This is a genomic window from Acinetobacter sp. YH12116, assembly GCF_013418895.1.
Classification (GTDB): Bacteria; Pseudomonadota; Gammaproteobacteria; order Pseudomonadales; family Moraxellaceae; genus Acinetobacter; species Acinetobacter indicus.
Genome location: NZ_VPBE01000004.1, coordinates 114,780 through 140,019, shown reverse-complemented (window position 1 = coordinate 140,019; position 25,240 = coordinate 114,780). Strand labels below are relative to the sequence as shown.

Annotated in this window: 24 protein-coding genes and 4 tRNA genes; 12 read left to right on the top strand and 16 right to left on the bottom strand. The window is 48.3% G+C overall.

Annotation, left to right across the window (positions count from 1 at the left end; all coding sequences use genetic code 11):
- Positions 1-25: 25 nt before the first annotated feature.
- The 7 genes from rimP to tpiA all read right to left on the bottom strand — a co-directional run bounded on the left by rimP (position 26) and on the right by tpiA (position 2,553).
- Entirely contained in the window at positions 26-550 is a 525-nt protein-coding gene (gene rimP, locus FTU54_RS04640) for a ribosome maturation factor RimP (RefSeq protein ID WP_005181784.1), read from the bottom strand.
- Between the two features lie 228 nt (positions 551-778).
- Positions 779-855 (bottom strand) — tRNA-Met (locus FTU54_RS04635).
- Between the two features lie 143 nt (positions 856-998).
- Positions 999-1,075, bottom strand: a tRNA-Met gene (locus tag FTU54_RS04630).
- Between the two features lie 77 nt (positions 1,076-1,152).
- Positions 1,153-1,229: transfer RNA gene (locus FTU54_RS04625), tRNA-Met, on the bottom strand.
- A 51-nt stretch (positions 1,230-1,280) separates the two neighbouring features.
- Positions 1,281-1,365, bottom strand: a tRNA-Leu gene (locus tag FTU54_RS04620).
- Positions 1,366-1,418: 53 nt separating this feature from the next.
- Positions 1,419-1,748: a preprotein translocase subunit SecG gene (secG, locus tag FTU54_RS04615; protein WP_005181783.1), complete on the bottom strand. Its 330-nt coding sequence runs from the start codon at positions 1,746-1,748 to the stop codon at positions 1,419-1,421.
- 13 nt (positions 1,749-1,761) lie between these two features.
- The gene (tpiA, locus tag FTU54_RS04610) at positions 1,762-2,553 is read right to left on the bottom strand and encodes a triose-phosphate isomerase (protein ID WP_180046139.1); all 792 of its coding nucleotides are present in this window, start codon (positions 2,551-2,553) and stop codon (positions 1,762-1,764) included.
- A gap of 289 nt (positions 2,554-2,842) precedes the next feature.
- On the opposite strand from tpiA, the gene pilB reads away from it, so the two are divergent.
- From pilB to coaE, 4 genes are read left to right on the top strand one after another with little or no spacing between them, the layout of a single operon-like run.
- Positions 2,843-4,549, top strand: coding sequence for a type IV-A pilus assembly ATPase PilB (gene pilB, locus FTU54_RS04605; protein ID WP_016659655.1), 1,707 nt, complete (start codon positions 2,843-2,845; stop codon positions 4,547-4,549).
- Between the two features lie 30 nt (positions 4,550-4,579).
- Positions 4,580-5,806: a type II secretion system F family protein gene (locus FTU54_RS04600; protein ID WP_127801106.1), complete on the top strand. Its 1,227-nt coding sequence runs from the start codon at positions 4,580-4,582 to the stop codon at positions 5,804-5,806.
- Positions 5,806-6,666 carry an A24 family peptidase gene (locus FTU54_RS04595; protein WP_168383615.1) on the top strand — a complete coding sequence of 287 codons (861 nt, stop codon included), beginning with the start codon at positions 5,806-5,808 and terminating at the stop codon, positions 6,664-6,666. The genes FTU54_RS04600 and FTU54_RS04595 overlap by 1 nt, the downstream gene beginning before the upstream one ends.
- Positions 6,667-6,676: 10 nt before the next feature.
- A complete protein-coding gene (coaE, locus tag FTU54_RS04590) occupies positions 6,677-7,285 on the top strand; it encodes a dephospho-CoA kinase (protein ID WP_005181773.1) in 609 nt (202 codons plus the stop codon).
- Here the strand turns inward: coaE and FTU54_RS04585 are convergent.
- The 3 genes from FTU54_RS04585 to FTU54_RS04575 all read right to left on the bottom strand — a co-directional run bounded on the left by FTU54_RS04585 (position 7,282) and on the right by FTU54_RS04575 (position 9,401).
- A complete protein-coding gene (locus FTU54_RS04585) occupies positions 7,282-8,202 on the bottom strand; it encodes a DMT family transporter (protein ID WP_016659657.1) in 921 nt (306 codons plus the stop codon). The genes coaE and FTU54_RS04585 overlap by 4 nt on opposite strands.
- 17 nt (positions 8,203-8,219) lie before the next feature.
- Positions 8,220-8,972: a 23S rRNA (guanosine(2251)-2'-O)-methyltransferase RlmB gene (gene rlmB, locus FTU54_RS04580; protein WP_075167607.1), complete on the bottom strand. Its 753-nt coding sequence runs from the start codon at positions 8,970-8,972 to the stop codon at positions 8,220-8,222.
- A 105-nt stretch (positions 8,973-9,077) separates the two neighbouring features.
- The gene (locus tag FTU54_RS04575; RefSeq protein ID WP_005181767.1) at positions 9,078-9,401 is read right to left on the bottom strand and encodes a pyrimidine/purine nucleoside phosphorylase; all 324 of its coding nucleotides are present in this window, start codon (positions 9,399-9,401) and stop codon (positions 9,078-9,080) included.
- A gap of 711 nt (positions 9,402-10,112) precedes the next feature.
- On the opposite strand from FTU54_RS04575, the gene recN reads away from it, so the two are divergent.
- The 4 genes from recN to FTU54_RS04555 all read left to right on the top strand — a co-directional run bounded on the left by recN (position 10,113) and on the right by FTU54_RS04555 (position 13,760).
- Entirely contained in the window at positions 10,113-11,777 is a 1,665-nt protein-coding gene (gene recN / locus FTU54_RS04570; protein ID WP_104989178.1) for a DNA repair protein RecN, read from the top strand.
- Positions 11,778-11,886: 109 nt separating this feature from the next.
- A complete protein-coding gene (locus FTU54_RS04565; RefSeq protein ID WP_005181761.1) occupies positions 11,887-12,441 on the top strand; it encodes a YqgE/AlgH family protein in 555 nt (184 codons plus the stop codon).
- Positions 12,434-12,874 carry a Holliday junction resolvase RuvX gene (gene ruvX / locus FTU54_RS04560; protein WP_005181760.1) on the top strand — a complete coding sequence of 147 codons (441 nt, stop codon included), beginning with the start codon at positions 12,434-12,436 and terminating at the stop codon, positions 12,872-12,874. Before FTU54_RS04565 ends, ruvX begins: the two co-directional genes overlap by 8 nt.
- Before the next feature lie 118 nt (positions 12,875-12,992).
- Positions 12,993-13,760, top strand: coding sequence for an IclR family transcriptional regulator (locus FTU54_RS04555; RefSeq protein ID WP_016659660.1), 768 nt, complete (start codon positions 12,993-12,995; stop codon positions 13,758-13,760).
- An 85-nt stretch (positions 13,761-13,845) separates the two neighbouring features.
- Here the strand turns inward: FTU54_RS04555 and FTU54_RS04550 are convergent, their stop codons facing one another.
- A complete protein-coding gene (locus FTU54_RS04550) occupies positions 13,846-14,469 on the bottom strand; it encodes an alpha-ketoglutarate-dependent dioxygenase AlkB (protein ID WP_016659661.1) in 624 nt (207 codons plus the stop codon).
- A gap of 137 nt (positions 14,470-14,606) precedes the next feature.
- Here FTU54_RS04550 and FTU54_RS04545 point away from each other — a divergent pair, with 137 nt between their 5' ends.
- Positions 14,607-16,409, top strand: coding sequence for an ABC transporter ATP-binding protein (locus tag FTU54_RS04545; RefSeq protein ID WP_005181751.1), 1,803 nt, complete (start codon positions 14,607-14,609; stop codon positions 16,407-16,409).
- An 82-nt stretch (positions 16,410-16,491) separates the two neighbouring features.
- On the opposite strand, the gene pgsA is transcribed toward FTU54_RS04545, so the two are convergent.
- The 3 genes from pgsA to uvrC form a co-directional block, all read right to left on the bottom strand.
- Positions 16,492-17,079, bottom strand: coding sequence for a CDP-diacylglycerol--glycerol-3-phosphate 3-phosphatidyltransferase (pgsA, locus tag FTU54_RS04540; protein ID WP_034598126.1), 588 nt, complete (start codon positions 17,077-17,079; stop codon positions 16,492-16,494).
- A 108-nt stretch (positions 17,080-17,187) separates the two neighbouring features.
- Complete coding sequence (locus tag FTU54_RS04535) at positions 17,188-17,982, bottom strand: thioesterase family protein (protein WP_180046141.1); 795 nt, start codon at positions 17,980-17,982, stop codon at positions 17,188-17,190.
- Between the two features lie 114 nt (positions 17,983-18,096).
- Positions 18,097-19,896 (bottom strand): excinuclease ABC subunit UvrC, encoded by a 1,800-nt coding sequence (gene uvrC / locus FTU54_RS04530; protein ID WP_005181732.1) that lies wholly within the window; start codon positions 19,894-19,896, stop codon positions 18,097-18,099.
- A 173-nt stretch (positions 19,897-20,069) separates the two neighbouring features.
- On the opposite strand from uvrC, the gene FTU54_RS04525 reads away from it, so the two are divergent.
- Positions 20,070-21,146, top strand: coding sequence for an AAA family ATPase (locus tag FTU54_RS04525; protein WP_005181730.1), 1,077 nt, complete (start codon positions 20,070-20,072; stop codon positions 21,144-21,146).
- Here FTU54_RS04525 and FTU54_RS04520 read toward each other — a convergent pair.
- Positions 21,135-21,551, bottom strand: a complete 417-nt coding sequence (locus FTU54_RS04520; RefSeq protein ID WP_005181729.1) for a PH domain-containing protein — start codon at positions 21,549-21,551, stop codon at positions 21,135-21,137. The genes FTU54_RS04525 and FTU54_RS04520 overlap by 12 nt on opposite strands.
- A 121-nt stretch (positions 21,552-21,672) precedes the next feature.
- On the bottom strand, positions 21,673-22,587 hold the full coding sequence (gene lpxO / locus FTU54_RS04515; protein ID WP_104471810.1) for a lipid A hydroxylase LpxO: 915 nt from the start codon (positions 22,585-22,587) through the stop codon (positions 21,673-21,675).
- A 141-nt stretch (positions 22,588-22,728) separates the two neighbouring features.
- On the opposite strand from lpxO, the gene FTU54_RS04510 reads away from it, so the two are divergent.
- Positions 22,729-22,950: a hypothetical protein gene (locus FTU54_RS04510; protein WP_168381957.1), complete on the top strand. Its 222-nt coding sequence runs from the start codon at positions 22,729-22,731 to the stop codon at positions 22,948-22,950.
- A gap of 126 nt (positions 22,951-23,076) precedes the next feature.
- A complete protein-coding gene (gene fadB, locus FTU54_RS04505) occupies positions 23,077-25,230 on the top strand; it encodes a fatty acid oxidation complex subunit alpha FadB (RefSeq protein ID WP_180046145.1) in 2,154 nt (717 codons plus the stop codon).
- The last annotated feature ends 10 nt before the right edge of the window (positions 25,231-25,240 follow it).

Below are 25,240 nucleotides of genomic sequence, written 5' to 3'. Positions count from 1 at the left end.
CTATTTTAGATTCTTATTTATTGAATTAATCTTGATAAACCAGATTGGCCTTATCGATATTGTGGCTGTCAATTTCCAGCACTTGCTGTTTTTCAACTTCAACCTGAATGGTTTCATTTTCAAGGTCAACTGCCACCAGTTTCGCCTGGAATTTACGACGGTTTTCTACCGCGCTAATCAAACGCAAGGCAATGGTCTGGCCAATATAGGCAGGAAGCTGTTCCAGCTGGAAAAACGGACGATCCCAACCTGGGGAAGACACTTCGAGTGCATATTCACCTGAGATCGGATCATGAACGTCCAAAATGGCGCCCACTTGCTGAGTCACGCGCACACAATCCTGTACGCCTACACCACGACCCTGCTCGAGTTCACCGTCTTCATTCAGGACCGGTGCGGCATTTTCATCAACCGCTTTGTCGATATAAATACGCAATAGTGAGCGTTTACCTTGTGGCAGGAATTCAATTCCCCACAAATCTACATCACAGGCTGCAACTGCGGGTGCAATCAAGTCCTGGAGTGCCTGGGTTTTATTTGATAGCTTCATTTACTCTCGTCATATGGGTGCGATTCAATGGCCTGATCTGACCACTACAGTCTCATTCAAGCTATAGTAGTAGTGAAACATGACACTTGAGTTTATGCCGTATCCGGCTCATATCGACACTACACGATAGCCAATAAAAAAGGGCGTAAATCGCCCCTATTATTACACAGAAAAACCAATGTCCACTGTGCAAAAAGGCCCACCTTGTTGTGAGCCTCTTAAGAAACTTGGTAGCGGGAGCTGGATTTGAACCAACGACCTTCGGGTTATGAGCCCGACGAGCTACCAGACTGCTCCATCCCGCATCAACGTGCAAAAATTATATACAAAATATGCGCAATTTTCAATGAAAATCGTATGTCCTGTATATGGCGTTATTTATCGCTGAAGAATGAGTAACAAGCGTCAGATTCAACCAACATGAAATATATTACTCAACCATTAAAAATGGTAGCGGGAGCTGGATTTGAACCAACGACCTTCGGGTTATGAGCCCGACGAGCTACCAGACTGCTCCATCCCGCATCAGCGTACAAATAACTCTTCTCAGCTCAAGAAACTTAAGCCGCCTTTTAAAGTTTGCATCTTTAAAAAGGATTGATTGGTAGCGGGAGCTGGATTTGAACCAACGACCTTCGGGTTATGAGCCCGACGAGCTACCAGACTGCTCCATCCCGCATCAACAGAAGTTTTGCTGCATACACCAAACTTATGTTCTGGATTATAAGTTTGGTGCGGAAGGGGGGACTTGAACCCCCACGCCCGAAAGCACTACCACCTCAAGGTAGCGTGTCTACCAATTCCACCACCACCGCAGCTGTGACGCATTCTAGTCGCATCACCGCGAAAAATAAAGGCCTAATTGCAATTATTCGCCAGTTTGAGGTGTAGTTGGTGAAGAATCAGGCAATGTTGCCGGCGCGGTTGTGGTCGCCGGAATTGATTTTAAACTGTAGGCATCGGTGGTTTGCTGTTTGGCAAATACCGCCAGGGTCAGACTGGTGATAAAGAACAAAGCCGTTAAAATTCCAGTCAAACGGGTCATAAAATTACCCGAACCAGAGGCACCAAATACGGTCGCCGCACCGCCGCCACCAAAAGAAGCACCAGCATCTGCCCCTTTGCCGTGCTGAACTAGAATCAGCACAATCATCAAGACGGCTAAAATAATATGTACTACCAGCACAAAAGTTTGCATGCTGAACTCCTAATTATTGTGTATTGGCAAAGGCCTGCGCAATTTGATGGAACGATGCCGCATTTAAAGAAGCACCGCCGACCAGCGCGCCATTAATATCTGGGCAGGCTGCTAACTCTACTGCATTTTCCGGCTTAACACTACCACCGTACAGAATAGCCATTTGCGGACCATAGCTGGTCAGCTGGGTCAGACCTTCACGAATTTTGGCATGCATGGCCTGTGCATCTTCAGGCGAAGCGGTTTTACCGGTACCAATCGCCCAGATTGGCTCATAGGCAATTACAATATTCTGCCACTGCTCTGCCTCAACCACTGCTGCAATGTCACAAATCTGCTGTAACACCACCTGCTCGGCCTGGCCACTTTCACGCTGCTGCAGGCTTTCACCGACACAGTAAATTACGGTCAGACCGGCTGCCAGTGCATTTTGAATTTTTGCATTTAGAATTTGCACATTTTCAGCAAAAATTTCACGGCGTTCTGAATGACCGACCAGTACAAAGTCAATCTGGCTGTCTTTTAATAGCTCGGCACTCACCTCACCAGTATAAGCACCTAAACCAGCAATACGTGAAACATCTTGTGCCACGGTATACACCGGACGTACCGCAGTTTTCAGCTGTTCCTGAACACTGCCCAATGCGATTGCAACTGGCGCAACCCCTAAATGACAGTGTGCGGCATCAATGGCCTGCTGTTCTAATAATGTTTTAAATTCTGAAACCAGCTGTTGCGCTTCTGCTTGCACTGGGTTCATTTTCCAATTGCCAATCACCCAAGGCGTAATCGCCGAACCCGACATACAATACCTATTCAAATACCTATGTTTCAATCGCGCACATTCTACACGTAAATCGGTTCAGGGCAGAACAATTTGTTGCAGCATTTTTAGATCTACAGTCTAAATAAGCCCATCTGAACACCGGCTTAACAAAAAATCTTTGCCGATTAATTGCGACTGGTTCATGCTTTTAGGGGATACTTAGGTGGTGACATCATTTTCAGATATGGTATTTTTATGCAACAAAAGTATAATTTTGTGATACCAATTATAAACAAACTTTTTTGATTTTTTTTAAGGACGTTGGGGAATGTCAGTACAACAAGCAATGCCTAGATTTACAGGTTTTATTCGGCGACTGGTCGAAGAAGGGCTTGTGACGGCTGAAAATATGCAGCAAGCCATTGTCGCGGCGAAAAAAGCCGAGACCGATATTGTGCCGTATTTAATTCAGCAGTTGCAGATTTCACCGCTGACCATTGCTGAAAAAATTTCCTATGAATTTGGTGAACCGATTTTTGACTTGGCGGTGTACGATTCGCGTCTGATTGTACGTGAAGGTCTAGATGAAAAACTGTTCACCAAATACCGAATTCTGCCCATTTTCCGACGTCACAATCAGCTTTATATTGCTACCAGTAACCCAACCAATATCGAAGCCATTGATGCGATCCGCTTTAACAGCAAGCTGAATATTGAAGTGGTGATTGTTGAGCATGACAAGCTGGAACGGCTGATTGAACAGAACTTTACCGAAGACAGCACCTTTGACTTTGATGAAGACTTTGATCTAGAAGTTGGCGACAACGCTCCCGAAACACAAGAAGATAACGATGAGCCACAAGGCGATGAAGCCCCAATCGTCAAATATATTAACAAGTTACTGGTCGATGCAATCCGTATGGGTGCCTCGGATTTACACTTCGAGCCTTATGAAAAAAGCTACCGGGTCCGTTACCGGATTGACGGCGTACTGCGCCAGATTGCCAATCCTCCGTTACAGCTGGCCACACGCCTCGCCTCACGTTTAAAAGTTATGTCACAAATGGACATCTCGGAAAAACGTATTCCGCAGGATGGCCGGATCAAGCTCAAGCTGTCAAAAAACAAAGCCATCGACTTCCGTGTCAACTCATTGCCGACCCTGTTTGGAGAAAAAATCGTACTGCGTATCCTCGATCCATCTAGCGCCATGCTGGGGATTGATGCACTTGGTTATGAACCGGAGCAAAAAGAGCTGTTTATGGAGGCGCTGGACAAACCACAAGGCATGTTGCTGATCACCGGCCCGACCGGTTCCGGTAAAACCGTATCTTTATATACCGGCTTAAACATTCTCAACCGCGAAGACACCAATATTTCTACCGCCGAAGATCCGGTGGAAATTAACCTGGAAGGCATCAATCAGGTCAACGTCAACCCGAAAGTGGGTCTGACCTTTGCCGCAGCACTAAAATCATTCCTGCGTCAGGATCCGGATATTGTCATGGTCGGTGAGATCCGTGATCTGGAAACTGCAGAAATTGCCATTAAAGCCGCACAAACCGGTCACATGGTCATGTCGACGCTGCACACCAACAGTGCACCCGAAACTCTGACCCGTTTACGCAACATGGGCGTCCCCTCATTTAACATCGCCACCTCGGTGAACCTGGTGATTGCCCAGCGTCTGGCACGTCGTCTCTGCCAGAAATGCAAGGCCCCGGTGGAGATTCCACGCCAGAGCCTCTTGGAACTCGGTTTTACCGAAGAAGATTTAAACCAGCCAGAGTTCCAGCTGTATCAGCCGGTTGGCTGCCCGGAATGTCGTGAAGGTTATAAAGGCCGTGTCGGGGTCTATGAAGTGATGAAAGTCACCCCGGAAATCTCACGCATTATTATGGAAGATGGCAATGCCTTGCAGATTGCAGCAGCCTCGGCAAAATCCGGATTTAACAATTTACGCCGTTCAGGATTAATCAAGGTCATGCAGGGGGTCACTTCTTTACAGGAAGTGAATCGTGTGACCAGCGAATAGATGAAGCATTTAAAATAAGGATAAACACGCATGGCTGTCAAAAAAGCACAGATGATGCCCACCTTTATTTATGAAGGGATTGACCGCAAAGGGGCAAAACTTAAAGGGGAACTGCCAGCACGTAATATGGCGCTGGCCAAGGTCACGTTGCGCAAGCAAGGGATCACCATCAAAACCATCCGCCAGAAGAAGAAAAATATTCTTGAAGGCTTGATGAAGAAAAAAGTCTCGACCCTGGACATCACGATTTTTACCCGCCAGCTGGCGACCATGATGAAAGCCGGTGTACCGCTGGTGCAAAGCTTTGAAATTGTGGCTGAAGGTCTGGAAAACCCGGCCATGCGTGAAGTGGTATTGGGGATTAAAGGCGAAGTCGAAGGGGGCAATACCTTTGCTGGTGCACTGCGTAAATATCCGCAACATTTCGATAATCTGTTTTGCTCGCTGGTTGAATCGGGTGAACAGTCGGGTGCTCTAGAAACTATGCTGGACCGGGTAGCGATCTATAAAGAAAAGAGCGAATTACTCAAACAAAAAATCAAGAAAGCCATGAAATACCCGGCAACGGTGATTGTGGTGGCGGTGATTGTCACCATTATCCTGATGGTCAAAGTGGTGCCGGTGTTTGAAGAACTCTTCAGCTCTTTTGGTGCCGACTTACCAGCCTTCACCAAAATGGTGGTGAATATGTCGCAGTGGACCCAGAAATACTGGTTTGTGCTGATTATTGTGGTCGGCTTTGCGATTGCAGCTTTTCTGGAAGCCAAGAAACGCAGCAAGAAATTCCGTGACCTGCTGGACAAAGCCGCCCTGAGAGCACCAATTTTTGGTGATCTGGTGTATAAGGCGATTATCGCGCGTTATAGTCGTACCCTGGCCACCACCTTTGCTGCCGGTGTTCCCTTAATTGATGCACTGGAATCCACTGCCGGCGCCACCAACAACGTGGTTTATGAAGAAGCAGTAATGAAAATCCGTGAAGATGTCGCCACCGGTCAGCAGTTGCAGTTTGCCATGCGGGTCACGGATAAATTCCCATCCATGGCCGTGCAGATGGTTGCGATTGGTGAAGAATCCGGTGCGCTGGATGCGATGCTGGATAAAGTCGCTACTCACTACGAAAACGAAGTTGATAACGCCGTCGATGGCTTAACCTCGATGATGGAACCACTGATTATGGCCGTTCTCGGGATTCTGGTCGGCGGTCTGGTGGTCGCGATGTATCTCCCAATCTTCCAAATGGGCTCTGTGGTTTAATGCAAGAATTCATTCATTATCTGATTCAACACCCAACTGCGCTGTATTTCGTAGTTGGGATTTTTAGTTTATGTATTGGCAGTTTTCTGAATGTGGTGATTTACCGCACGCCAAAAATGATGGAACAGGAATGGCGCAATGACTGTCAAATGCTGCTGCATCCTGAACAGGCCATCATTGATGAAAGCAAAATCAGCCTCAGTCAGCCAGCCTCGACCTGTCCGAAATGCCACAGCCCGATTCGCTGGTATCAGAATATCCCGCTGATCAGCTGGCTGCTTCTACGTGGCAAATGTGGCCAGTGCCAAAACCCGATCAGTATTCGTTATCCTTTTATTGAACTGCTGACCGCAGTGTGTGCCTTAACCGTAGTCGTGGTTTTTGGCCCGACCCTGCAAATGCTGTTTGGCCTGGTGTTGACCTATGTGTTAATTGCCCTGACCTTTATTGATTTTGACACCCAGCTGCTGCCTGACCGCTATACCCTCCCCCTGGCTGCACTCGGCTTGGGGGTGAACAGCTATGCCCTGTACACCTCCGCTAGCTCTGCCATTTGGGGATATATCATTGGCTTTTTATGTCTGTGGGTGGTGTATTACCTGTTTAAGCTGGTGACTGGCAAAGAAGGTATGGGCTATGGCGATTTTAAATTGCTGGCCGCCTTAGGTGCCTGGATGGGCCCGCTGATGCTGCCGCTGATTGTGTTGCTATCTTCTCTGGTTGGTGCAATCATTGGCATTATTTTGCTGAAAATCCGCAAAGAGAACCAGCCTTTTGCCTTTGGCCCTTATATTGCCATTGCCGGCTGGATCGCCTTTTTGTGGGGTGATGCAATCATGAAGCTTTATTTAGGTCAATAAGGACAACAGGATGACATTTGTTTTGGGTTTAACTGGCGGCATTGGCAGCGGTAAATCGGCAGCAAGTCACTGGTTTGAAACCCAAGGCATTGTGGTGGTCGATGCAGATGTGGTGGCACGTGAAGTGGTTGAGCCAGGCCAGCCGGCCCTGACCCAGATTCATCAGGCCTTTGGCGACTGGGTCCTGCTCAATGGCGAGCTCAACCGCCGTGCCTTACGCGAGCATATTTTTAAAGAACCGGCAGCACGCAAAACCCTGGAAGCGATTACCCATCCGGCCATTCGCCAGTCGATCATCCAGCAGTTACAGGCAGCCCGCAGTGCCTATGTGGTGCTGGTGTCTCCACTGTTATTTGAAAGCAACCAGCATGAACTGACCCAGCGCAACCTGTTAATTGATGCCTCTGAAGAACTGCAGATTCAACGCGCCTCACAACGCGATGGACAAAGTATCGAACAAATTCGCAAGATTATTCAGGTACAGATGTCACGCGCAGACAAACGCCAGCGGGCAGATGATATTGTGCTGAATGATGGTCATCTGGAGCATCTCTATGCCCAGCTTCAACCCTTACATCAACACTATCTGACTTTGGCGCAACAGCAGCAGTCGGTTTAAGACGGCTTGTTTTGTCGTTCGATTTGCTGGCTTAAGCTGTCTTTCCGGCCCCACCAGCGCCAAGGCTGTAATGCCCCAATGCCCATACCAAGCAGACCACAAACAATCGCCAGACTCAAAGGCTCATTCAGTAGCGGCACCGCCAGAATAGCGGCAATAAACGGTGCCAAGGTCACAATACTGCCAGCCTTAAAAGCACCTAAACGCTTAATCGCTTCGACATAGCTGAGCGTGGCAATAATCACCACAAAAATTCCATGAAACAGGGTCTGACCAATTAAATGCAGTGGTTCAGGACCACTCAGGTTTTTCGGAAAAAATAGCCAATAAATAGGTACATACACCAAAGCTGACCAGATGGCTACACTGGCCATAGAATGCCAGGCCGACAGCTTCCATTGCCGCAACAGCACCGTAAAGACGCCCCACCACAAGGCACTCAGGAAAAACAGCAGATCGCCAAAACCGAAAGCGACACCGGTTTCCTGATACATCAGCAGACTCATGGCGGCAATCGCCAGCAGCATGATCAATACGCTGATCCAGGTATGCCGGTCAAAGGGCTGTCGAAACAGCAACCAGGCCGCCAGTGCAGTACATAAGGGAATACAGCCATTCAAGAAAATCGCCGCATGCGCCGCTGGCACAAAATGAAATGCACTATAAGCCGTCAGGCAGTAACCGACACCGCCAATCATCGCCAGGATAAAGGACTGTCGGGTCCATAAAAATGCCGTATCTTTGCGATACAGCAAAACCGGCATCAGCAGGCAAAAGGCCAGCATAAAACGCAAGGCCACCAGATCCCAAGCACTAATGCCCCACAGGGCACTTAAACGGGTACTCAGGGTAAAGCCACCCCAAATACACATGGTGATGGCCAGTAACAGATAGCCTTGCTGGCGCGCGTTGATCATTAAGATGGAAAGAGCGCTTAAGCCGGTTGACGCTGACGGCAGGCTTCATACAGCGCCATGCCGGTGGCCACACTAACATTCAGACTTTGTAGATTGCCCATCATCGGGATATACACGGTTTGATCACACTGCGACTGGGTGATTGGGCGCAAACCGGTATCTTCGGCTCCCATCACCACACACACCGCCGTACCGGTGAAGTCAAACTTCTGGATCGGCAAGGCTTTTTCATCCAGCATGGTGCCGACCACGCGCACATTAAACTGCTCTTTGATTTGCCCCAAAGTACGGGCCAGATTGGTAACCTGAATAAATTTAACTTTCTCGGCGCCACCAGCAGCCACTTTACGCGCCGTTGGGGTCAGGCTGGCTGAACGGTCACGCGGTACAATCACCGCTTCTACACCCATGGCTGCTGCCGTACGGATACAGGCACCCAGATTATGCGGATCGGTGACCTGATCCAGAGCCAGTAATAATGGCTGCTGTGATTGTTGTAGCAACTGTTCCAAATCTTTTTCATTTAAGGTTGGATGTGGACGCACCGCGGCCACCACGCCCTGATGAAATGGCAAACCGGCCAGTTTTTCCAGGCTGTCACGGCTGGCTTTTTGTACGCTAATGCCAAACGGCTCTGCCAGTTCCAGAATACGCTGTAAACGCTGGTCATCACGACCTTTGAGGGTAAACAGGGTTAATACGCGCTCCGGTTCAAGTTCTAACAATGACTCTACCGAATGAACGCCATAATAATATTCTGGTTTTGCCATGAATGACCTCAACGTTGTGCTGTAAATCCAAAAGAAAAATCCTGCAAAGGGAACTTTACAGGATTTCTGTGTCGGCCTAGTTTAACCGATTTGGGCTAAAAATGCTTAGCCTTCTAAATGACAAACGTAGTCCAGTACATCATCAGTTTCAATCTTAAAACGGCTGTTGCCCGGTACATAGAAGGACTGACCTGCGCGGAAAAGCTCACTTTCTTCACTATCGGCAATTTGTACACGACATTCACCTGAAATAATTTCCATCCGTTCAGGAACATGCGTTTCGAAAGTTAAGGCTTGTTCAGTCGGTAAAATCACACCCAGCGTCTTTTTGGTGCCATCTTCAAATTGCACCGTATGACTAATGCAGAGCCCGCCAAAATAAACATTGGATTTTTTTACCACTGATACATGATCAAACTGAGCTGACATGCGTATTCTCCAGCTAACGCGTTTTTATATTTTATGATTGAGGTAGTGTAATGCTGCCTACTGAACTAATCAATCAATCTTCATCTAAGGTAAATCACTCTATTTCCTGTCGTTTCAGGCAAGTCATTTTGCCTGGCACGCGAATAAATTCACCTCATTTTTGCGAGAGTCTAAATCAACTTTCAGGCAAGTACAAATACCTTTTAATCGCAGATGAACTAAAGTTCAACGCCCCCATTGCACTCTCCGACCATCTGTATTTTCAGCCTGACAAATCCTGCGCCGAACTGGTTCAATTCGGGTTATGCATCTGACTGATTTTCATCTGAATCTCTAAATATAGTGAGCACTTTTCTGCTCGTTTTCAGCTTGTCTGATAATCATAAAAAATTTGATGATTGGCAGATAAAGTTATGCAACATTCTGCCGACGCTGTATTGCAAGCACATGAAACTGGACACAGTTTTCTGTTTCAGATGAAGATAAGAGTAGATATTCCGATTGCAACAGTAGCGACTTGATCTACATGGTGGATATAGAACCTCTGCTCACAGCATGCCGCTGAATATTCTGTACCGAGAAGTTTTATTTTTCTGCAAAAATTAAGCTAGAATGATTGTGTTTTTTCAGTTGCTTAAAATAAAGGGCAATGCTTTGCACTGCCCAACCTGACACTCTTCAACTCAAACTTTTCGCAGCCTGGATGCGTTTATGCTGACACATTTAACCCTGATCAATTTTGCCTTAGCCGACCGTTTAGCCATTGATATTGAATCTGGTTTTAACGTCCTGACCGGGGAAACAGGTGCCGGAAAATCATTATTGCTGGATGCACTTTCGGCCTGTCTAGGCGAACGCACCGACACCAATTATGTTCGTTATGGCGCAGACAAGGCCGATGTCACTGCCACCTTCAGCTATCATGACGGTAGTCCAGAAGCCGAGTGGCTAAAACAGCAGGAACTGGATGATGAATCGGGCGAAATTCATTTACGCCGGGTAATTTTCGCCACCGGACGCAGCAAGGCCTGGATTAACGGCCGTCCGAGCAGTCTCTCTGAGCTCAAAGAAATTGGCCGTTTGCTGGTGCAGCTGTATAGCCAGCACAGCCAGCAGCAGCTGTTAGAACCGCCTTATCCAAAACACTGGCTGGATCGTTATAGCAATTTTTATGCGCCAGCCCAGGCCGTACGCGATGCCTATAGCCAGTGGCAAAAAGATATTCGCCAGCATCAGGCGGCTTTGGATGCCCAGGCGACGCGTAAACAGCGCATCGACACACTGGAATTGCAGCTGGAAGAATTAGAAGAAGTGGTCCAGGTCGATTATGCCGATATTGAACAGGAATTTGATCGCTTAAGCCATCATGAAGCGATTATGCAGGATTGTGCCTATAGTCTGAACGGGCTGGATGAAGCAGAGCCAAACCTGAGCCAGGAACTGTCCTCGATTTTACGGCGTCTGGAAAGCCATGCCGGCCGCAGTGAACAGCTGTCAGAAATTTATACTTCCCTGCTGAATGCGCAAAGTGAAATTGAAGATGCCACCGCCAGTTTGCGTCATTTTATTGACCGGCAGAGTTTCGATCCGGAGCGGATGGAAGAACTGAATTCCAAACTGGAAATTTTCCATCGTCTGGCCCGTAAATATCGCACCCAGCCAGAATTATTGAAAACCGAATATGACAACTGGCAGGCCGAGCTGGAACAGCTGCATCAGCTGGAAGATCCGGAAACCTTGGCCGAACAGGTCGAAGTGTCCTATCAGGACTTTTTGGCCAAGGCCGAACATTTAGACCAGATTCGACGTGAAGCTGCCGGACCTTTGGCCAAACAGCTGACCGAACAGGTGAAACAGCTGGCCTTACCAGAAGCACATTTTGAATTTAAATTTGAGCCTTTAGAGCAGCCATCGAGTGAAGGCTTAAGCTTTATCCAGCTGCTGTTTACAGCCAATAAAGGCATTCCAGCACAACCACTGGCGCGTGTCGCTTCGGGCGGTGAACTGTCGCGTATTGCGCTGGTGATGCAGGTCATGAATGCTGAAAAAACCGAAGCAGAAGTGCTGGTGTTTGACGAAATTGATGTCGGGATTAGTGGCGGTACTGCGGAAATTGTGGGTCGTTTACTGGCCGGTCTGGGGCAGCACGTACAAATCCTGTGTATTACCCATCAGGCGCAGGTTGCGGCTCAGTCTGACCAGCACCTGCTGGTGAAGAAACAGCAGACTGATCCGGCCAGTAGTACTATTTTAATGCTGCAAGAAGAAGAGCGGATTCTGGAACTGGCACGGATGACTGGTGGCGTCGAAATTAACGAAACCACCTTGCAGCATGCCAAGCAGTTACGTCAGCTCAAGTTTCAATCTGGCGCATAAAATCACTGAAAAACCACAAAAAATGTTTGGTGAAATAGCAATCCTCTTGTAACGTGATGATTAAGACCTATATCTATATCAGAACATACATTTTAGGAGAAAGGCTTAGGTGACCAAACAATATCTGACACATCGCTGTCTTATTGCGCCACCCGAGATAAATGATGACTTTTTTGCGAATACTGTCATTTATTTGGCGCGTCATGATGAAGACGGGGCGCAAGGCATTATTCTCAATCGTCCGGCAGGAATTCAAATTAAAGAGTTACTGAATGATCTGGATATTGAAGCCGATCATGTCCATCCACATGAAGTATTGCAAGGCGGGCCGCTGCGTCCGGAAGCCGGATTTGTGCTGCATACTGGCCAGCCAACTTGGCATTCATCCATTGCGGTTGGTGAAAATGTCTGTATTACCACTTCCAAAGATATTCTGGATGCTATTGCCCATAACGAAGGCGTAGGCCGTTACCAGATTGCCCTCGGCTATGCCAGCTGGAGTAAAAACCAGCTGGAAGAAGAAATTTCGCGTGGTGACTGGCTGATCTGCGATTCAGATATGGATCTGATTTTTAATCTGCCCTATAGCGACCGTTGGGATGCCGCCTACCGGAAAATCGGAATTGACCGCACCTGGCTTGCTTCAGAGATTGGCCATGCCTGAGTCTGCTGCACACATGATTATGGCCTTCGATTTTGGCACCCAGAAAATGGGCATGGCGGTAGGTCAATCCCTGATCGAAAGCGCCACGCCGCTGGCCCTGTTTCCCATGAAAGATGGTATTCCAAACTGGGACGAACTGCTGAAACTGGTGAAACAGTATCAGCCAAATTTATTTCTGGTTGGCTTGCCACTGAACATGGATGATAGCGAGTCAGAGCTGTCGACCCGGGCGCGCAAGTTTGCCCGACGTTTACGTCATCAGACCAATATCGAAACCCTGATGGTGGACGAGCGTTTGACCACGCGTGAAGCCCGTGATGAACTGGATCATTATCAGGCTCAGGGACGCGGTAAAAAAATTGCCGCCGACAGTATTGCGGCCGCCCTGTTCATTGAAAGCTGGTATCGTTATCCGCAAGGCGTCCAGCCTTAAAATCTCGCTGTTGACGTCCAAATCCCTTTCTCTTGGTTTTCAGCTCAATCCGGTCTGTTATGATAGTCAGTACCGGATTTTTTCATTGATCTTTTTTCACGTTGTAGAGTAATCACTGATGGCAATATCGAGTTTTGGCAAAATTTTGATGGTTCTGAATTTATTTTCAGTGTCACGTCCGGTGATTAATGTCGATATGATCAGTGAAGAACTGGGCCTGTCCAAACCAACCAGCTACCGCTATTTAAAAGAACTGGTTTCGGCCGAATTATTGCAGCGTTTAAGTGGGACTTCGGGCGATTACACCCTCGGCTCGAAAATTGCAGTGCTGGATTATATTTCCCGCACCACCGATCCACTGGTGCAAATCAGCATTCCGTTTATGCAGGATATTGTGCAGCGTACCGAATTTTGCTGCGTACTGACCTATCTGAATCAGGATGCCTGTATCGACCTGCATGATGAAGTATTCCAGCATATGAATCTGCTGTCCTATGGCCGCGGCTGCCCACGTCCGGTGTATATGGGTTCGTCACCGAAAATCATGCTGGCGCATTTACCAAAACAGAAAATGCTGAATTATTATCAGCGTTTTGCCGTGCAGTTCCGTCAGTCCGGTTTTGCCCAGGATGAAGCCGAGTTCATCAGCAAAATGAAAAAGATCAAAAAACAGGGCTATTACTATTCTAGTGGTGAACTGGAACCGCAACTGGCCGGCTTGTCGGTGCCGATCAGACTCTCCAATAAAACAGCACCATTCACCCTGACCTTACTGGCCTCCAAAAACCGCTTTGAATTTGTCAATGTCGAAAAGCTGATTGCCATTTTGCAGGAAAATGCCGCGCTGATTGAACAGAAAGTTGAAAGTCTGAATCCACATACCTAGATTGATCTTTATCAAAATACAGCTGTTAAGATCAGCGTGGTGAGATAAATCTCTGCCCTGCCCGGCCTTTGGATCACAACCAGCATTAGAGTGGATAAAAATAGCGAAAGGTTAAATTGATTCGCGGCGTCACCACACGGCTGGATTTGGGCAGGCTGTGCTTCCAGTAGCGCTGGGTCTGCCCACGCATCACAATTAATTGACCACTCTGTAGCAGCAGCTCGACTTTTGCTGCGCTGTGTTTGTGCTTAAAGCTAAATTTACGGGTTGCACCCAGACTTAAAGAAGCAATCACCGTTTCTGCACCCGGAGATGCGACCAGACTCGGTTCATCATCACTGTGCCAGCCCAGTCCCTGACTGCCATCTGCATATAAATTGGCTAAACAGGAATTAAATGGATGTCCCACGATCTGTTCAATCTGCTGTTTTAACTGCCACAAAGCCGGATGCCAACGCTGCGCCTGCTTCAAACTGCCCGAATAACGATACTGATAATACTCATCACCATACCAGGCAATTTTCCGCGCGGTGACATAATGTTTGCCAAATAAGGTGACTTCATCGGCTTGCCAGGCCAGCTGCTGTAAACATTGCTGCAAGTAAGCGTGACTGTCCTCAGCGGACAGAATCAGCCCATAATCCTGCACGATCCCCTCATAGGGCAACAGATTCTGCCGCGGCTCGGGCGGAAACAGTTCCAGATTCATTGTGGCGTTTTCCTGCGAAGCGGAACTTCAGTTTAAACCCAAAACGGCTTCACAAATCAAAACATTCTCTGTGCTTGTGAGCCACGCCAAATCGACATAGACTGAAAAACAGGTTTTAGAATAAAAAATAATTGCTTATGAACTTATGGCAGCTCTTTCAGAAGCTCAAGCCCTTTGTGCGGCCGTATCGGCTGCTGGTGATTGCCACGCTGATTCTGACTTTAATTGGTTCTCTGACCGCACAGGTCAATGCCCTGACCCTGCAATATGCCGTCGACAGCATTAACCGGCTGGTAGAAGCCGGTCAGGGGCTGGCTGAAGGCTGGCAGATTCTGATAACCATTAGCGCCATTTTACTGGGCAAGGAAATCATTAATGCCTTTGTCCAATTCGGGCAGAAATTTTATGGTGAAAAACTGCGGATTTTTGTGTCGCAGGATTTGGCTCAAGGCATTATTGAGAAGTTCCTGACTTACCGGCTGGCGTTTTTTAATCAGGACAACAATCAGGCCGGCAAGCTGCAAACCCGGATTGACCGCGGCATTGGCTCCCTCACCCGGCTGGTACAAATCTTTTTTATTGATATTTTACCGTTATTTACCAGCGCGATTATTGCCTTAGGGCTGATGTACTGGGCCAATTTCTATGTCGGACTGGTGGCCTCGGCCATTGTGCCCATTTACTTCTGGCTGACCTATAAACAGGCCCAGAAACTTGGCAGCTGGCGCCGCAATTTACGTGATGGCCGCGAACGGAAAAGCCAGGGTATTCTGAGTATTATCAACTCGATTACCGTGATCAAATCCTTTAACCGGGAACATATCGAATCGGACAAACAGCTAAAACTGCAAAAGGAACTGACCGATAACCAGATGCATACCCGGCAGACCAGCTTCCTGTTTGATGGCCTGAAAACCTTTATTGAACAGATCGGAATTGTACTGATTATTATCCTGACTGCCTATTTTGTGCTGGATGGCCAGATGAGTATCGGCATGATCATGTATCACGTGTTGCTGTTTAATAACGTGTCGGCACCAATCCGTTCACTGCACCGGATTTATGATGAAGTGAATGATGCCATGATCTACTCGGAAAGCTTTTTCCAGATTCTGGAGGCCGATGATGAAATTGAAGCCAGCGGTGCACAAAAACCGGTAATTCGCGGGCAATTCAATTTAAGCGGGGTCGAGTTTTATTATCCGAACGGGCATCATGCCTTAAAAAATATCGAGATGTGCATTCAGCCCAACAAGATTACCGCACTGGTCGGCCTGTCCGGTGCAGGGAAATCGACCCTGATCAGCCTGCTGGATAAATTCTATGAACCACAGCAGGGCAGCATTCAGTTAGATGGAGTGGATTTAAAAGACATCGACACCCAATACCTGCGTGACCATATCGGGCTGGTGCTGCAAAAAAACCATATTTTCCAGGGCAGTATTTTTGACAATATCCGCTATGGCAAAACCGATGCTTCTCAGGAAGAAGTGATACAGGCCGCCCAGAAAGCCTCGATTCATGAGCAGATTTTGCAGCTCCCGCAAGGCTATGACAGTGATGCCCTGATGCTCTCGGGCGGTCAGCAGCAGCGGATTGCACTGGCGCGGATGTTCCTGAAAAATCCACCGATTATTTTTCTGGATGAACCAACCGCCAGTCTGGATGCCATTGCCACCGAGCAGATCAAGCAGAGTCTGGATGAAATTAAACAGGGCCGTACCGTGGTGATTATCTCACACAGTCTGTCGCAGATTATTGATGCCGATTACACCTATGTCATGAAAGAAGGCGCGATTGCCGAACACGGCGAACATGACACGCTCTACCATCAGGACGGTGTCTATAAAGAAATTTTTGATGCGATGGCCAAAAGCCTGAATATTGAAAAGATTGCCCGAACCTTTGAAGATGACGCAGAAGAAGAAACCCATAGTTAAACCGCAATCCGGTTAAAGATGAAGGAATGATTCTGTATTTTTTAATCCATAAAAAAAGCTCCTGTACAGGAGCTTTTTTGCCTTAAGGCTGTTTTAAATACGGCCAGGCGGCTTTTAAATAAATAAACATCGACCACAAAGTCAGCACCACCGCAGTATAGAGTAAGGCATAACCAAGCAATTCCAGTGGCTCCCAGTTCAGCAAGAACACGGAAATCGCAATCATCTGAAATGCAGTTTTATATTTCCCGACGGTAGAGACCGCCACGCTGGTACGCGCGCCAAGTTCTGCCATCCATTCACGCAAGGCCGACACGGTAATTTCACGTGAAATAATTACAATCGCGGCAAAGGCCATGGAAATGGTCGGCTGCCATTGCACCAAGACAATCAGGGCGGCTGCCACCATCAGTTTATCCGCCACCGGATCCAGGAAACGGCCAAAGGCTGAGGTCTGGTTTAAGGTTCGTGCCAGATAGCCATCAAACCAGTCAGTGACGGCAGCAATCACAAAAATCGCGGTCAGAATCAGATGCCGGGTCATCCCTGCATCATGATCATGGATTCCCATGGCAGGCGGCCAGTAGGCCACCAATAAAAATACGGGAATTAAGGCTATACGCGCTAAAGTTAAAATATTTGGAATATTCAGGATTCGACCTGTTGTCATAGACACCGCCAATGCTTCCCCGTTATGCACGAGCTAAATGCACATATTTTTTGAGGGTTTATCCATCGTTAATAGGCTTCACTTTATACGAAATGGCAGAAAGTGTCACTAGGCAAAGACCGTTACGGTTTGCCGCGAAATCGCAATCAGCCGGTTTTCAGCATCCCAAAGATGTGCTGTTTCAGTAGAATAGCCATCTGCCGCATGCTCGGTAAACACTTTATATTTAAACCAATCATGCACTTGGTGGCGGATCGGATGCACATAAGTAATGTGCCAGGTCAGCGAACTGGCCGGTGACAAGGTCTTAAATAAAGGCAGTACACCCGGTGGCCAAATGTCCATCAGTGTGACCAGATCGGCCACAGTAAAGTCGCGGTTGGCATGTTTTTCTGGCGTATAGCGGCACCAGCCACCAAAATCGGACTGCTGGCTTCCGGTACACGGATAATCGCCTTCGGCCCAGCACACCTCAAACTGCTGATAACATTCCGGCATCAGCTGATGCACCGGTAAATAGTTAAGCTGCGCTGGTGCAGGATAATCCGGCGCCAACGGTTCCTGCTGTACCTGAATACTGGATTCACGCACCGCGCCAAAGCTGGCCAGCAAGATGCTTTGTACCGCATCATCCTGCCATAAGCGCACTTCCAGCGTGATCACCGACTTGCCCTGTCGCAAAATTTCTGCACTGATTCTGGCCCGGTCTTCCCGCACCGGCCCGACAAAGGTCACCGATGCACTGAGCAGACGTTTATCCGGGTCGGCAATCACCGAAAGGGCTTTCTGCATCATCAGTCCGGCCACCAGTCCGCCATAGATGGTTCGACCCTGTAACCAGCCTGTTGGAATCTGAATCCATTCATCCTGCTCGATTGCGGCAAATACAGAACGCAGCGACATATATTTTCCTTTTTATTGAGTGCGCTTCATCTTGCAGCTTTTCAGTGTGGATGTGAATGGTCAATCGTATACTGGCCAGTGACTATTTTTGCCAATAGGTCAAATATGCCGGACTTATTCGTGCAGAATTTTATAGATGGTCCGCGCCATGACCTGCCCCAGTCCCGGTACCAGCATCAAGTCTTTTTCCGAGGCTTTTAGCACGCCCTGAATCCCGCCAAAATGGGTCAGCAAATCACGGCGGCGTTTTGGTCCCAGGCCGGGAATCACTTCCAGCACCGAACTGCCACGTTTTTTATCACGTTTGGCCCGATGCCGGGTAATGGCAAAACGGTGCGCTTCATCCCGCACCTGCTGAATCAGATGCAGGGCTTTATGGTCTTCCGGCAGCTGGATTTTGCTGCCATCGGTAAAATGCAGGGTTTCCAGTCCAGGTTTACGCCCCTCGCCTTTGGACACGCCGACCATAAAGGCTTCCAGTCCCAGTTCCTGCATCACTTCCATCGCCATATGCAGCTGGCCTTTACCGCCATCAATCAGCAGCAAATCCGGCAGCATGGCTTTTTTATAGCGTCGGGTCAGGGCCTGACGCATTGCGGCATAGTCATCGCCTTCGGTAATGTCATTGATGGAAAACTGGCGATAATCGCGTTTGCGCGCACCGCCCGAATCAAACACCACACAAGACGCCACGGTCGCTTCGCCCATGGTGTGGGAAATATCAAAACATTCAATCCGGTCAATAGGACGCCCCACCACCTGCTCCAGCTGATGAAAACGCTCATTCAGCTCGAAGTGATTGGCCAGCTTGCCTTTAATCGCGTGTTGCACGTTCATTTGTGCCAGTTCTTGCCATTCGGCCCGGGTTTCGCGGACTTTGTGCTTGATCTGGACTTTCTGCTGAAACTGCTGCTGTAGCGCCTGCTCCAGCTCTTTGGCATCTGGCAGTTCTACATTGACAATCAGCTCGGCCGGTACTTCATCGGCGACCTGAAAATAGAAGTTGGCGATAAAATCGGACAGCATCTGGCCCTGATCATCTCCGAGCATATCCGGAAAATAGCTTTTCCCGCCCAGCATCTTGCCATTGCGCACATGCATAATCTGCACACAGGTCACCCCGGCCTGATAGGCAATTGCCAGAATATCGGCTTCGCCTTTGACCTTATAAATTGCCTGCTGTGCCTGTACATCGCGCAGCAAGGCCATTCGGTCCCGATAAAACACCGCTTTTTCAAATTCCAGTGCTTCAGCCGCGGCTTCCATTTTGGCAATCAGTTCCTGATTCAGTTCACGGGTATCGCCCTGTAAAAAACGGATCGAGTTCTGCACATCTTCCTGGTAGGCTTCCGGTGAAATCAGTCCGACACAAGGCGCCGAACAGCGTTTGATCTGATATTGCAGGCAGGGACGTTTGCGCTGGGAAAAATAGCTGTTTTCGCACTGGCGCACATTAAATAGCTTTTGCAGCACGATTAAAGTATCGCGGGCGTTGTAGGCACTTGGATAAGGCCCGAAAAATTTACCCACCTGATGCTTGCCTTTGCCACGGCCACTGGCAATCCGCGGATAAGGCTTGTCGCTGGAGACAAAAATATAGACATAAGATTTGTCATCGCGCAGCATGATATTATACGGTGGCCGATGCAGCTTGATCAGGTTCTGTTCCAGCAGCAAGGCTTCGGTTTCCGAACGCACCACCAGCGTTTCAATATCATAAATCCGCGCCACCAGCGCCTGGGTTTTCGGATGTTCGATGGTTTTTACGAAATAGCTGGACACGCGATTTTTAAGATTCTTGGCCTTGCCCACATATAACAGTTCCCCATCTTTACCCAGCATGCGGTAAATACCGGGTAAGGTGGTCATATTGGCCAGAATTTTGACAATATGTTCGCGTGCGTTTTCGTTCACATTCAGCCTATTTATCGATCTCGTCTGCTCTAGCATGATGTGATGGTGATTCTGCTATTTTCAAGCATTGCCGCGCAAGCATGCCGGCAGAAATGACATGATTGCTACAAAGTCTTAGTGCCAGAGGCAAATTTTGCTATGCTGAACAGCTTGTCCCGTTCAGGATTCAGTTTATGCACACCGCCCACTCTGCCATGCATATTATTCAGCCGGCCACCTCAACACATGCGGCATCGGAAAAAGACCGCCTGATTGGCAAACCGCGCTTTCATTTTGAACCGCGTGAAGTGATGCAGCTGCTCAGAACCCGGATTATTGGACAGGACACAGCCTTAAATGAAATTGAAAAAATGCTGCATGTGGTCAAGGCAGATTTTTCCAGCCCGGAACGTCCGCTGTCGGTGACGCTAATGCTGGGGCCAACTGGCGTCGGTAAAACTGAAACTGTCCGGCTGATCAGTGAAGCGATTTATGGCCGCCCGGATGCTTTTTGCCGGATTGATATGAACACGCTGGCACAGGAACATTATGCAGCAGCACTCACCGGTGCACCGCCGGGCTATGTTGGCTCCAAAGAAGGCCATAGCCTGTTTGATGAAACTGCGATTGCAGGCAGTCACACCCGCCCCGGCATTGTGCTGTTTGATGAACTGGAAAAAGCCTCGACTGAAGTACTGCGCGGGCTAATGAATGTGCTGGACACCGGCAAACTGACCCTGACTTCTGGCACCAAAACCATCGACTTTCGCAATTGCATGATTTTCATGACCAGTAATGTCGGTGCCCAAGCTGCGCAGCAATATCTGGACAAGCTGAATCTGTTCCCGAAAAAAATGCAGGACCTCTGTCTAAAACGTCTGCCGGCCAGACAGATTATTGAAAAGGTGATGCAGCGCCGTTTTGATCCGGAATTTCTCAACCGGATTGACCGGACCCTGCATTATGCGCCGGTCCAGGAAAATGCCCTGCCGCAACTGGTCGAGATTGAACTGGAAAAACTGAACAAACGCCTGCAGCATCAGAAACGTCAGGTACAGCTGACCGATGCCGCCAAAGCCTACTTTTATCAGGGACATGATATTCGCTATGGCGCCCGGCATTTGGGCCGCCGCATGCGCACCGAACTGGAACCGATTCTGGCGCTGTATTTCCTCAGTCATCCAGAGCAGCTTAGTCTGTGTCTGGACTGTCAGGATCAGCAGCTGTTGATTCAGCCGGACCCAGCGACCAGCACTGAATCAGGACGATAAAGGCTGTTTAATCGCGGCGCAGAATTGCTCCGGATGCCGCGGCGACACCAGCACAAACTTGTTCACGCCATCTTGCTGATAGTCAATCTTTAAGCGTTTTAAGGACATGGCCGGAGATGCCACCGAGTTATTGGTCGGTGATACTTTTTGAATCTGCGCCAATGGGATGCGCCAGCTTAAAAACAGGCAGCGGATGGTCAGGCAGTCTTCGCTCACACGATAGCGGGTATTCCACACCGGCCACCAGATCACCACAATGGTCAGCAGATACACCGCAGTATGCACCGGATACGCTTGCATGGTGCCTTTGGCCTGCATGGTCAGTAACAATTGCACCAGCAGCCCGGTCATACAGATTAAAAAAGCCAGCACCCACCAGTCAATTTTGGAACGAAATTTCTGCATTATTTTCCCCTTTACTGTCTGTATCTTACACAAAATTTATGGGGGCTGCTGTATTGGGCCATGCAGAAAAAAACGCCCATGTGGGCGTTTTGGTTGGAGTGCAAAAGATCAGAATGTCATCTTAAAACAGATAAGGCCGGATAAAAATCAGGAAGAATAGCCCCAGCATCAGCACCCATTTTAAAATGTAATATAGGGTCCGGTTTCTGGCTTTCAAGGCCTTGGCCTGAATCCGGATCTGATAAACATAGGCAAAGGCTTTATTCAGGCCGCCAGTGCGGTCCCCGACTTCATTGGGTGAGCTGGCCGCCGTCATCACCTTTTTGCCAAACCAGTGATTAAACTTTTGCATCCAGCGGGTAGTTAACGGCCGCTCGACATCGGCAAAGAAAATAATCCGGTTTTGCTCGGTACCATTTTCAGCATAGTGAATATAGGTTTCATCAAATACCACACTTTCACCATCGCGCCATGAATAGCGCTGGCCATCGACATCAATAAAGCAGCGCTCATCATTCGGGGTCATTAAACCCAAATGATAACGCAGCGAACCGGCATAAGGATCGCGGTGCCGAACCAGGCGGCTGTCTGGTGCCAGTTCGGTAAACATTGCCGCTTTAATACTTGGCAAGGTTTTTAATAAGGCCGTGGTTTTCGGGCACAGCTCGGCCGCAGAAGGATGCGCGGTGTCATACCATTTCAGGTAAAAGCGTTTCCAGCCAGTTTTAAAGAAAGAATTAAACCCCAGATCATCATATTTGCTGGAGGCCTTGATGCCGCCTTGTTCATACAGCGCTTTGGCCTCATCGCGAATCATCTCCCAATGTTCATCCAGCACTTTTAAATCCTGAAAATGCTGGGTGTCGATATAGGGCTGATTCGGTACGCGCGAAAAACGGTACATCAGAAAATTAATCGGGGCGAACAGGGTCGAATGGTCAAAGAACTGACGATAAAACGAATGCCGAACTTTGCCGCGTTGCTGGATATAAAACGCTGAAATGACAAAGATGGCCAGAATAATCCACTTAAGCATAGCAACATCCGGGAAATTGCCGCCCTGTACAGGGACAACAGACAAGCCAAAATATCGGCGAGTATAACAAATTTAGCCAGGCCAATCAGCCAGGCGTTTAAGACACAGCGTTGCAAAACTGGCGCTGTTCAGGTGCTTGCAATGCCCTGTCCATTCACACAAATTGACTTTTTTGACCAAAACACCACAACTCCGGCATGGGCAGTAGCAGCTTTTTCCGTTATAAACAGAAGGCAACCGCGCCAAAAAAGTAAAACTGAAACAAGTACTTCATCTGCTTTTAAGCGAAATAAGCAGGAGAAGAAAGGGAACAAGACCTTGATTGGGCATAGAAAAATTGATGACCCTAGCGTCACGGCTTGATACAACTTGTTATGTTCTTTTTCGATATAGTTATCGTAAGATTAGCGAGGCATAGAAGTGTGCGGGAAATGCACACTTGCTTCACAACATCAACTTAGAAATCCTCCAAAATAAAGGAGATCAGGCATGATCCACGCTGGCAATGCCATTACCGTCCAAATGCTTTCGGACGGAATTGCAGAATTCCGCTTTGACTTACAAGGTGAGTCGGTCAACAAATTTAACCGTGCAACGATTGAAGATTTTAAAGCTGCAATTGACGCTGTCAAAGCCAATAGTGAAATTAAAGGCTTGGTGGTCACTTCAGGCAAATCGACCTTCATCGTGGGTGCAGATATCACTGAGTTTGGTGAAAACTTCGCACAAGGCGAACAAGCAATTGTGGAATGGGCCTTGCCTGTTCACGACATCTTCAATAGCTTTGAAGATTTAGATATTCCTAAAGTCGCTGCCATTAATGGTATGGCGCTGGGTGGCGGTTTTGAAATGTGTCTGGTTTGTGACTACCGTGTCATGTCCGAACAGGCGCAAGTCGGCCTGCCAGAAATCAAGCTGGGAATCTTCCCGGGCTTTGGTGGTACGGTACGTTTAAGCCGTTTAATCGGGATCGACAATGCGGTGGAATGGATGGCAATGGCTAATCCGAAAAAACCAGCCGCAGCATTAAAAGATGGTGCAGTAGATGCCGTTGTTGTCGCAGACAAACTGACTGAAGCAGCGGTTGATCTGGCTAAACAGGCAGCAGCTGGCCGTCTGGACTGGAAAGCAAAACGTCAGGAAAAACTTGATCCTGTAAAACTGAGCATGCTTGAGCAAATGATGGCGTTCAATACTGCCAAAGGTGCAGTACTGGCAAAAGCAAACCCTGCTCAATACCCAGCGCCTAAGCTGATGCTGGATTCTTTACAGGCAGGTGCAAGCCTTCCACGTAACGATGCACTGAAAGCTGAAGCTCAAGGTTTCGCAAAAGCAGCTGTGACTCCACAAGCGGGTGCGCTGATCGGCCTATTCCTGAACGACCAGGTGGTGAAGAAAACTTCCAAGAAATATGAAAAAGGTGCGCATCCTGTAAACCAAGCGGCTGTTCTAGGCGCTGGTATCATGGGTGGTGGTATTGCTTACCAGGCGGCAAGCAAAGGCACCCCTATCATCATGAAAGACATCGGTAACCCGCAACTTGCACTGGGTATGTCTGAAGCAAACAAACTGCTGACCAAGCAGGTTGAACGCAAGAAGATGAAACCGGCGCAAATGGGTGAAACCCTGGCGCGCATCCGTCCTACTTTAAGCTATGACGAGTTTAAAGAAGTGGATATCGTGATCGAAGCGGTTACTGAAAACCCGAAAGTGAAAGGCATCGTACTGAAAGAAACTGAAGCGAAAGTGCGTGAAAATACGATCATTGCTTCTAACACGTCTACCATCTCAATCACACGTCTGGCTGAAAACCTGGAGCGTCCTGAGAACTTCGTGGGTATGCACTTCTTCAACCCGGTACACATGATGCCACTGGTAGAAGTCATCCGCGGTGAAAAAACTTCTCCTGAAGCAATCGCGACTACCGTTGTTCTTGCCCAGAAAATGGGTAAAACACCAATCGTGGTAAATGACTGTCCGGGCTTCCTGGTAAACCGTGTACTGTTCCCTTACTTCGGTGCATTTGACCTGTTACTGAAAGACGGTGCTGACTTCCAGCAAGTTGACAAAGTGATGGAAAAATTCGGCTGGCCTATGGGCCCTGCTTACCTGATGGACGTGGTTGGTATCGACACTGGCGTTCACGGTGCAGAAGTCATGGCGGAAGGCTTCCCGGACCGTATGAAGCCAGACTTCAAAGGTTCAATCCAGGTGATGTACGAAAACAAACGTCTAGGTCAGAAAAACGACGTTGGTTTCTACAAGTACGAACTGGACAAGAAAGGCAAGAAAGCGAAACAGGTTGACCCAACTGCTTACGAACTTGTGGCTTCTGTTGCAACCGCTGAAAAACGTGAATTTGATCCGCAAGAGATCATTGACCGCATGATGCTGGCATTCTGTAACGAAACTGTTCGTTGTCTGGAAGACAACATCGTTGCAACACCTGCTGAAGCAGACATGGCAATGATCATGGGTGTAGGCTTCCCTCCATTCCGTGGTGGCCCATGCCGTTACATCGACCAAACTGGTGTAGCTGAGTACGTTGCGCTTTGCGACAAGTACGCACATTTAGGGAAAGCTTATGAAGCGCCGCAATCTCTGCGCGACATGGCTGCTAACAATAAAAAATTCTACGGTTAAGGAGCAACGT